The sequence below is a fragment of the Klenkia marina genome (assembly GCF_900101025.1).
In the GTDB taxonomy this organism is placed as follows: Bacteria; Actinomycetota; Actinomycetes; order Mycobacteriales; family Geodermatophilaceae; genus Klenkia; species Klenkia marina.
This window is the reverse complement of record NZ_FMUH01000009.1, coordinates 21194-29920: the sequence shown is the minus strand read 5'-3', so window position 1 is coordinate 29920 and position 8727 is coordinate 21194. Positions and strand designations below refer to the sequence as shown.

Below are 8727 nucleotides of genomic sequence, written 5' to 3'. Positions count from 1 at the left end.
CGCGTGCGGCCCGGGCGGGGCCACTGCTGGCGCGGTCGTCTCGATCGTGGGTCCCTGGGTGGTCGGTGCGCTCATGTGGTGCCTCCGAGGTCGGTCACAGGGGCACGCCCCGGCTGGTCATGAACGGGGCGGGGTCGGTGAAGGCGCCGTTGGTTTGGATCTCGAAGTGCAGGTGGCAGCCGGTGGAGTCGCCGTAGGAGCCGACCCGGCCGATCTGGGTGCCGACGGCGACGGTCTGGCCGACAGCGACCAGGACGTCGCCGGGGTACATGTGGGCGTAGCGGGAGACGACGCCGCCGCCGTGGTCGACCACGATGAGGTTGCCGTAGCCCGAGGATGGGCCGGCCCGCACGACGGTGCCGTCGGCTGCGGCGTAGATCGGGTCCCCGCAGGGCGGGGCGATGTCTAGCCCGTTGTGCATCCGGCCCCACCGCATGCCGAACCCGGAGGTCTGCGGGCCGATGGCCGGTCGGGTCCAGGTGCCCGACGGGAGACCGAGGTTGGCTGGTTGGTCGGCCTGGCAGGCCAGTGCCCCGCCGCCACTGCCGGGCACCACGGGCACCCCGGCCAGGGAGTTGACCACGGCCACGGCCGGGTCCCAGTAGCGCGTGTAGTGGTCGGGGTTGGCGTTGCGCTGAGTGCGGTGCGCGGCGATGGTCGGCGCCAGGGTTTCCCAGCCGGGGACGGCTAGGAGGGCTCGGAAGAAGTTGGTGGCCGAGGTGGTCGGGTCCATCCGGTCGGCGTAGGACCCCCACGCCCCGTTGTCCCGCTGCTGAAACAGCCCGCGGGAGTCCGGTCCGGCGGCGTCGCCGTAGTCGATGACGGTCAGCGACGATTCCCCCATCGCGGTCATCACCCCGATGGTCTGGCCTCGGACCGACACGCCCAGGGCCTGGCCGGCGTTGACGATGAGGGCGGCGTTGACCAGCTGGGTGCCGCTGTAGCCGGCGACCTCGCCCGGCACCGCGGCCGGGTCGACGGTGACGCCACCGGCCGCACCGCACGGGTTGGCGACGGGCTGGTGGGCGGTGTCGGCGAGCACCAGGACGCCGATCAGAAGCAGGCCGAGGGCCAGCGGAGCCGCGAGGACAGCGGCTAGTCGCCACTGCAGTGCCGACATCACCGCAGGCCCTCTGGCGGGGTCAGCGTCTCGGCCAGCCACGGGGCTCCCTGACCCTCGCGGACCAGCAGCAGCTGGTAGTCACCGACGTCGGTGGGGACGGTGACGGTGGCCAGGTAGGCGCTGGTAGACCCGGCGTAGCGAGCTGGGCCGGTGAGCTGCCGGGCGGGCACCTCGAGGGGGTCGGTCCCGACGTAGGCCTCATGAGCGGCCGCGGTCAGGTGCTTGGAGAGCTCGGCGAGCCACTGGGTCGCCCCGAGCTGCACCTGGATGAAGGACGTCATGGTGGCGGTGGCCGCGGCCTCGGCTGCCGCCTGGCTCGCGGCGTCGTCGGTCGGCGAGGGGGCTGCCGGGGGGAGGTCGGCTTGCACGTCGTTGGGACCGGTGGGCAGCGTCGCGCTCGACGCCACCGGCGGGGTCTCGGGTGCGCTGCAGCCGGCCAGCAACGCCGCAGCGGCTGCCGCGGTCACGAGCAGGCGGTGCGGTCGAGTGGGCATCGGTCCTCCTCAGTGCGCGGTGGCCGGACAGGTGCGGGGCGGGGCGTGCCACTGACATGCGGCAGTAGGGGGATCACCCGACGGTTTAACCATAGCTAAATCTAACGGCGGGAACGTATGCCGCTGGCTAATTCGCTGTCAAGGATCGTTCGATTGCGCCGGAGGACTGGCTATGGTCTGAAGGTCACGGACGGGCCGGTGAGGAGACCTTCGGTTGGTGAAGCAGAACGAGGGGATGCCAGACCTGGCCGGTCGGCTCAACCACCTCTTCGCCACCGTGCCGCGCCCTGAGGGCGGGCTGTGGACCAACGACGATGCGGCCGCCGCGATCAACGGGTCTGGGGTCTACCTGTCTGGCGCCTACCTCAGCCAGCTGCGGACGGGGAAGCGGAACAACCCCTCGGCCCGCCACCTCGCGGCCATCGCCCGGTTCTTCGAGGTCCCCGTCGACTACTTCTTCGACCCTGAGGTCACCGCCCGGATCGACGAGCAGCTCGAGCTTCTCGGGACCATGCGCGACTCCGCGATCAGCAAGATCGCGCTCCGCGCCAAGGGCCTCTCGGCCGGGGGCCTGTCCGGCGTGGCCGGCATGGTCGAGTACATCCGCCAGCAAGAAGGTCTCGCCGACGAGGGCGCCACCGGCGCTGAGCAGCAAAGCTAGCTGTAGCTGCGCCGATGGGCTCGCTCTAAGCTCGGTCGACACCGAAGCAGGGAGGACCACGCGATGAGGGGCAAGGCCCGTCGCGACGTGCGAGCCGCCCTGGGCGCGATCCAGGAGCTGCTGCCGGTCCCGTGGGACATCGACGTCTTCGTCGGACGCCTCGCCGAGCGGCGCGGCCGCCCGATCGCAGTGGTGCCGTGGGACTTCGCCGGCAGCGGCAACCCGAGCTCGGGCATGTTCCTGCCCAGCGGCACCACGGACTACCTCTTCATCGACGCCGCGGCCTCGCCGTCGCGGCGCGAGCAGATCGTCGGCCACGAGCTCGGCCACCTGCTCCTCGGGCACACCCCGCAGCTGCAGGACGCCCCCGACGGACTCCTGGAAGCCCTGGCCCCAGACGTCAGTCCGGCTCTGGCACGCCGGGTGCTGGCTCTGGGGCGGACCGGGTACGACGACGCCCACGAGGCCGCGGCCGAGCTGTTCGGGACCAGCCTGGCCCGCCTGGGCGCCAGCACCGACGACCCGCCCGAGGACGGCGAGCTGGGGCGGCTGGTGGAGGTGCTCCGCTGATCCGGGTCCTGGTGGTGGCCATCGTCGTGGCCCTGCTGTGGTCGGCCGCGGCGTTCCGGCTGCACGCCTGGCGGAAGTCGGCCACCTTCACCAACGGGGCGTTCGTGGTCTCGACCGCCGCGATCGCGCTGGCCTGTACCTGGAAGGTCACCAGCGGCGCCGCCTCAGGGCCCTCTGCGCAGGGCGACCTCTTCGAGCACATGCTGCTGGTGGTGGCCGCGCTGGCCACCCAGCTCCTCCTGCTCTCGCTGCGCACCGGTCGCCCGCAGCCGCGGGCCATCGCTGCCCGTGTCCTCACCGCCGCGGTGGTGCTCGCCGTGATGGCCACGACCTACGTGCTGGACCCCGCGACAGCCGCCGACGTCATCTACCGGGTGGCCTTCCACGGCTACCTGTCGGTCGCCCTGGTCGAGAGCCTGCAGCTGGTCATCCGCTACAGCCGGAGCTTCGACGACGCCGGCCGGAAGATGAACCTGCTCCTGATCGGGTGGGGCTGCGCAGTGGGCCTGATCTACTCGGCCAGCCGGCTCCTCTACGTCCTGGTCGACCTGACTCTCGTTCCAGAACCGACCGCCATCCACACCGCGGGCTCCGCCGCGGCGCTGATCGGCTCCTCCGGCATCGCGCTGGGCATCCTCGCCCCCCGCAGCGTGCGCGCCGTGCAGCGCTGGCGGACCGCAGTCACCGCCACCCACCGCCTGGACCCGCTGTGGCGCGACCTCGCGCACGCTTTCCCAGACATCACGCTGTCGACCAGCTCGCCGACCACCGTCCACCGAGCCGAGATTCGCTACCACCGGCGTCTGCTCGAGGTCGCCGAAGGTCTGGCCCGGGCCCATGTCCACGGCCCGATCCCGACTGAGTCGGACGCGGTCAGCGGACTCGCCCGCGCGCTGCTGGTCAGCCGCACCACCTGGCAGACACCACGAGGTGTTCTGGCCTCCGAGCTCCTGCCTGCTACCCCCAGTACTGCCGAGGAACGGCGCTTCATCCATGCCCTGGCCGACGACTACCGGACCGCCGGGAATCGGACGACCCCCACCACGTCAGGAGCCGCCGCGTGAGCGCCCCCACCAATTCGCCCACCGCCCCACCCGACCCGACGCGAGTCAGGGTCGCCCGGGTCGTCACCGAGACCACCGCGCCGGCCATCCTGGCTGTTGCGGGGCTGCTGGTGGTTGCCATCCACAGCGCCGGTAGCGGCGCAGGAGCCGCCTGGGGTGGGTTCGCAGCCCTGCTGGTCACCGGGATCCCGCTGGCCTACGTCGCCAAGGGGGTCAAGGCCGGCAAGTGGTCCGACCACCACATCGCCGAACGCACCCAACGCGCGGTGCCGCTGCTCATCGCCTCCGCCTCCGTCGCGGTCGCGGCAGTCCTGCTCGTGCTGGTGAATGCGCCCCGTGACCTGATCGCCCTCGTGCTGGCCCAGCTGGCCGGGCTCGTCGTGGTCCTCGTCGTCAGCCACTGGTGGAAGATCTCGATCCACACCGCAGTCGCCGGCGGTTTCCTAGGCACCCTGGTCGTCCTCTTCGGGCCCTGGGCACTCCTCGGGCTGCCCGTGCTGGCCGCCGTTGCCTGGTCCCGCATCGTGCTCGACGCCCACACCTGGGCGCAGGTCATTGCCGGTGGCGCCATGGGCGCCCTCGTAGCAGGGACGTTGTTCCCCCTGTTCCGGTGATTCCTACGAGGACGGGTGAGGGTCGGGCCGAGGAGGTCATGACGACGGGGTCTGGAAGCCGCCGATAACCATCGTTATGTAAGGCCGCCCCACTCCGCTGCAGCTCAGGGGCTTACACGCTGCCCAGTATGGAGGGCGACAATGACGGCCGTCCGTCAGAACCATGGCCTTGAGGTCCGGGATGGTGGCTTGCGGTGTGCCCCACGGCCGGCCCACCGCGGGGTCCCCACTGGGTCGCCTCCAGCGCCGGTGGCAGCCAAGCTCTTTCAGAAACATGTCGACACACCCGGGTCAGCCATTGCTTTTCTGAAAGCCACCCGGTTGGGTGAGTTACATGGCTGCGATTAGCAAGCGGGGGCGACCGCACAAGGGCGACCGCGTGGTCGTGTACGCCCGACCGCACCGGGTCATCGCCGACCGGCTCAAGCAGGATTCTGAGGCGGCCGGCGTCTCGCAGAGCGACTACGTTGCCCTGCTTCTCGCACGAGCCCTGCAGCTAGAGCAGTACGCACCGGACCTCCCCCAGCCCGATGGCCAGGAGGTGCTGCCGCTCGGCAGGACCGCCTAAACGCGAGAGGGCGGCCCCCCAAGGGGGACCGCCCTTACCGCTAGAGCCGGGCAGGTGCGCTAACACCTGGTCTCCCGGCGACACATCCCCACCCTGGCTATTGGGAGGCTTTGTGCTGCCTGCCCACTGTAGGACGCTGTCCAGATTTGGGCCAGCCTTCCTACGTGGCGACACGCCCAAGCCCGGTGATTTCACCGGGCTTAGGTGCTGACTGCTGCCCTTCACACCTCAGCGACCCCTCCCCCACCCCCGGTTTCCTCCCGGCGGGTGTCCGTCGGCATCCGCCCGACCGCCGGTGCCACTGCTGGCCTCCCGGCCTGGTGGGGCGCCACTGACTGGGTCGAATCCGAGGTTCGCGACGCACTCGCTGAGCACCGGGACGTCTGCCGTGCCCATCACGTCGAGGCCGACACCGCCTTGGCCGTTGCCCGCGGCATGGCTGCCTACGCCGACTTCAACACCGGCCGAGACTGCCGTCCTACCAACGCCCGCCTGGTCGCCGACCTGCGGGTGTCGCTGTCGACGGTCCACCGAGCCCGACGCGTTCTCAAGGCCCTCGGCCTGGTCGTCGAGCTGGTCGCCGGCCGATCCATCATGACCCGCAACGAACGCCTAGCCGCCTGGCGACGGGGCTCATCCCACCGCCAGATCGCCGCTGAGTTCGCGCTTTGCTCCCGCCGCCTGCGACCCCGAGGCGCGCGTCCTACGGCAACCGGTCCCGGTGGCGGCCGTGCCGCCTTCCGACGCCCCGCCGCATCCACAGGCCCAGTTACAAGATCACGTAGCCGGTTGCATCTTGTGGATGATGACACCCCACCCAGCGCTCTTCCAGAGCGCTTGTCTTCTCACCTAAGAACAACTCATCTTCAAGCCAAAGCCGAACAGAAGAAGGCCGCTCCGCGGCCTGCGCCCACCCGGAGGGTTGATCAAGATCAGGCTGAACGGCGCCTTCGGGTGGTCCGCACCCCGGCAGAGGGGCTGACAGGGCTGCCAACCGGCGCAGAGGGCCCTCCCCCGCGAGCAACAGGTCCCGACCCACGCACCCGACGGCTGGCCGACAGCGTCGCCCGCCGCCTCGGGTGGCTGCGCGGCACCTCCCCACGCCGCTTGGCCCCCACGCTGCACCGCTTCGCTACCGCCGGCTGGACCCCCCGTGACGTCGAGCGCGCCGTCGCCGACGCCCTTGCGAGCCGGGGCTGGCGACTCCCCCGCGACATCCAGCAGCCCGCGGCCTACCTGGCCACCTTGCTCCGGGCGCTGGACCCCGAGGACCGGCCGGGTGAACTGGATTCCCACATGGCCCAGGTCGAGGAAGCCCAGCGCATCTACGAGCGACTGCTGGTGTTCGGGCGTCCCTGCCCGCACGGCACACCAGCCGGCGACAGACCTTCCCCACTGCGTGGTCTGCTGGCCTGCCCGAGCTGCCGCACAGCCATCGGCAACCAGCCGTGACCACGGACCACGACGGATCTTCCCTGCCAACCCTGCCCGGCGCGGCCCTTCGCGCCGGCGCGGCTCAACACCCGCGCCCGCCGTCCACACCCGCCGTGGACCGACAGCCGACAACACAGCACGCGATGCTATCTAGCCTGATATCCGACTAGCTATGTGGCTACTTATTAAGGCGGACATACAGTCTGCCGTGCAGCAATCAGTATGGGTAGCTTTCTGTTGCTCCAAGCACATAGCTTGGGCACAAGCTGGGTTGACGTGCGTCCGACTAGAGATCGGGTCCGATTGTTGTACGTCGTACCAACTAGCGACTAGTGCACCGGCGCGCCTAGCCCGCCGACAAGGCCGGCGACTCTAGTTTCGACTTCACGCCACACCAGGGAGTCGACCACCATGAAGCACGTCGATCGCAGCGTCCTGCAGCGAGTCATCGCGGTCATGAACGGCAAGGGGGGAGTCGGAAAGACATCCATCACGGCCAACCTCGCGGGCCTCTACGCCGCCGCCGGCTACCGCGTCCTCGTCCTCGACTGCGACCCTCAGGGCAACCTCGGAGTCGACCTGGGCTACCTCGCCGACGGACGCTCGGACAGCGGCCAGGAGCTGCTGAGGGCCATCACCGAAAGCTCCGCGCCCGTCCCGCTCGCGGGAGTGCGGGAGAACCTCGACGTGCTGCCTGGGGGCGATCTCCTCAACGACCTCGCGTCCGAACTGGTCCGCACCGGCCGCGGCAGCGTCGACACCGCCGGCATGGCTTTGGCCGCCTCCCTGGCCCAGATCGCCGAGGACTACGACCTCATCTTCATCGACTCGCCCCCCGGCGGCGACGTGCTCCAGCGGCTCATCCTCACCGCCGCCAAGTGGGTCATCGTGCCCACCCGCTCCGATGACGCCAGCCGCATCGGCCTGCGCGACGTGGCCCGCCGCTACCTCGAGGCCCGCGCCGACAACCCCGGCCTGGCCCTCTTGGGCGTCGTGCTGTTCGGCACCAACATCTCCGCCACCCGCGTCACCGGACAGGCCCGCGAAGCCCTCGCCCGTGACCTCAACGGCGTCGTCCCGGTCCTGGACGCCACCATTCGCTACGTCGAGGCCGCCGCCACCGACGCCCGTAACCGCGGCCAGCTGCTCCACGAGCTGGAGAAGAGCGTCGCCGCCCAGCCCCGCTGGTACGAACTCCGGCGCAACGGCGAGGGCAAGAAGACCACCACCCTGGCCGCCAGCGCCGGCTCCTTGGCCGGGGACTACGCCGCCCTGGCCAAGGAAGTCCTGCAAATGATTGTCGACGCCGAGAACGAGCTCATCGACGAGCTCCAGGGAGCCCAGTCGTGACCGAGCCCAACAGCACCGCCCGCCGCGTCCCGGACATGGACCTGGGAGCCGTCTTCGGCAATCGCACCGAAGGGCTCACCGGCCTCGCCCCCCGCCGCCGGTCGGCCCCGGCCGTGCCGCCTGAACCGTCCAAGCAGCCCAGCCAGGTCACTGAGCCGGCGCCCGCCACCGGGTCCGCAGCAGTACCGACCTCGCTGAGGACGCCAAAGGCTCGCGAGTCCCAGGACGACAGCGGTGGGGGAGCGGAGGTAACGGCGCCCAAGCCGCAGCCGGCCAGCCGGCCCCGCGCTCGAGCGGCCCGCTCGACCACCAGCACTGCGTCGCCGGTGCCGCGGTTGGTCATTCTGCAGCTGCCCAACAGCACCGCCGATCGTCTCCGGGACAGCGCCCGCCAGCGGGGCGTCACCTACAAGGAACTCGCGCTGGACGCCGTCGAGGCCACCGCCGACCAGCTGCCGGACCTGCTCGCTGCCCAGCGGCCCAAGGCCCGCGCTGAGGGCCTGTTCGCCGGTGAGCGGGTCGCCGTCCAGGTGCGTCCTGAAGGGCGTCGGCAGGTGTCCATCAAGCTCACCGAGACCAGCATTGCCGCCCTCGACGACCTGGCCACCCAGCACGGCGCTCGTTCCCGCAGTGAACTCGTGGCGACCGCCCTCGACGCCTATCTAGCCGAATAGCTATCCGAATAGATCGTTCCAGGCAAAGCGGGCTCGAGAGGGTGACCTGCAACGATGGGCTCCCGTCAGCCACGGGGGGAGCTGACGGGAGCGAGATAATTTTGGACCGTTAGGTAACTGAACGCATCCGCGTCGTCGGCAGCCGACCGCCCGCCCTCGTGCAGTCTGGGGCGAC

General features: G+C 70.4%; 10 protein-coding genes. 8 read left to right on the top strand and 2 right to left on the bottom strand.

The genetic code is table 11. The features are described 5' to 3' along the window. Positions 1 to 94: 94 nt before the first annotated feature. Both BLP29_RS19870 and BLP29_RS19865 read right to left on the bottom strand, forming a co-directional pair. Complete coding sequence (locus BLP29_RS19870; RefSeq protein ID WP_092807846.1) at positions 95 to 1120, bottom strand: M23 family metallopeptidase; 1026 nt, start codon at positions 1118 to 1120, stop codon at positions 95 to 97. Then, entirely contained in the window at positions 1120 to 1617 is a 498-nt protein-coding gene (locus BLP29_RS19865) for a hypothetical protein (RefSeq protein WP_133379321.1), read from the bottom strand. Before BLP29_RS19865 ends, BLP29_RS19870 begins: the two co-directional genes overlap by 1 nt. 217 nt (positions 1618 to 1834) lie before the next feature. On the opposite strand from BLP29_RS19865, the gene BLP29_RS19860 reads away from it, so the two are divergent. The 8 genes from BLP29_RS19860 to BLP29_RS19825 all read left to right on the top strand — a co-directional run bounded on the left by BLP29_RS19860 (position 1835) and on the right by BLP29_RS19825 (position 8552). Further along, positions 1835 to 2278 (top strand): helix-turn-helix domain-containing protein, encoded by a 444-nt coding sequence (locus tag BLP29_RS19860; RefSeq protein ID WP_207798624.1) that lies wholly within the window; start codon positions 1835 to 1837, stop codon positions 2276 to 2278. A 63-nt stretch (positions 2279 to 2341) separates the two neighbouring features. Beyond that, positions 2342 to 2848, top strand: a complete 507-nt coding sequence (locus tag BLP29_RS19855; RefSeq protein WP_092807842.1) for a M78 family metallopeptidase domain-containing protein — start codon at positions 2342 to 2344, stop codon at positions 2846 to 2848. 14 nt (positions 2849 to 2862) lie between these two features. Then, entirely contained in the window at positions 2863 to 3912 is a 1050-nt protein-coding gene (locus BLP29_RS19850; protein ID WP_133379319.1) for an MAB_1171c family putative transporter, read from the top strand. Then, positions 3909 to 4526 carry a phosphatase PAP2 family protein gene (locus BLP29_RS19845; RefSeq protein WP_092807838.1) on the top strand — a complete coding sequence of 206 codons (618 nt, stop codon included), beginning with the start codon at positions 3909 to 3911 and terminating at the stop codon, positions 4524 to 4526. The genes BLP29_RS19850 and BLP29_RS19845 overlap by 4 nt, the downstream gene beginning before the upstream one ends. Positions 4527 to 4860: 334 nt before the next feature. Then, positions 4861 to 5094 (top strand): hypothetical protein, encoded by a 234-nt coding sequence (locus BLP29_RS19840; RefSeq protein ID WP_133379317.1) that lies wholly within the window; start codon positions 4861 to 4863, stop codon positions 5092 to 5094. A gap of 1107 nt (positions 5095 to 6201) precedes the next feature. After that, positions 6202 to 6546 carry a hypothetical protein gene (locus tag BLP29_RS19835; RefSeq protein WP_092807834.1) on the top strand — a complete coding sequence of 115 codons (345 nt, stop codon included), beginning with the start codon at positions 6202 to 6204 and terminating at the stop codon, positions 6544 to 6546. A 393-nt stretch (positions 6547 to 6939) separates the two neighbouring features. Continuing rightward, positions 6940 to 7878, top strand: coding sequence for a ParA family protein (locus BLP29_RS19830; RefSeq protein WP_092807832.1), 939 nt, complete (start codon positions 6940 to 6942; stop codon positions 7876 to 7878). Continuing rightward, the gene (locus tag BLP29_RS19825) at positions 7875 to 8552 is read left to right on the top strand and encodes a ribbon-helix-helix domain-containing protein (protein WP_092807830.1); all 678 of its coding nucleotides are present in this window, start codon (positions 7875 to 7877) and stop codon (positions 8550 to 8552) included. The genes BLP29_RS19830 and BLP29_RS19825 overlap by 4 nt, the downstream gene beginning before the upstream one ends. Positions 8553 to 8727 lie beyond the last annotated feature (175 nt).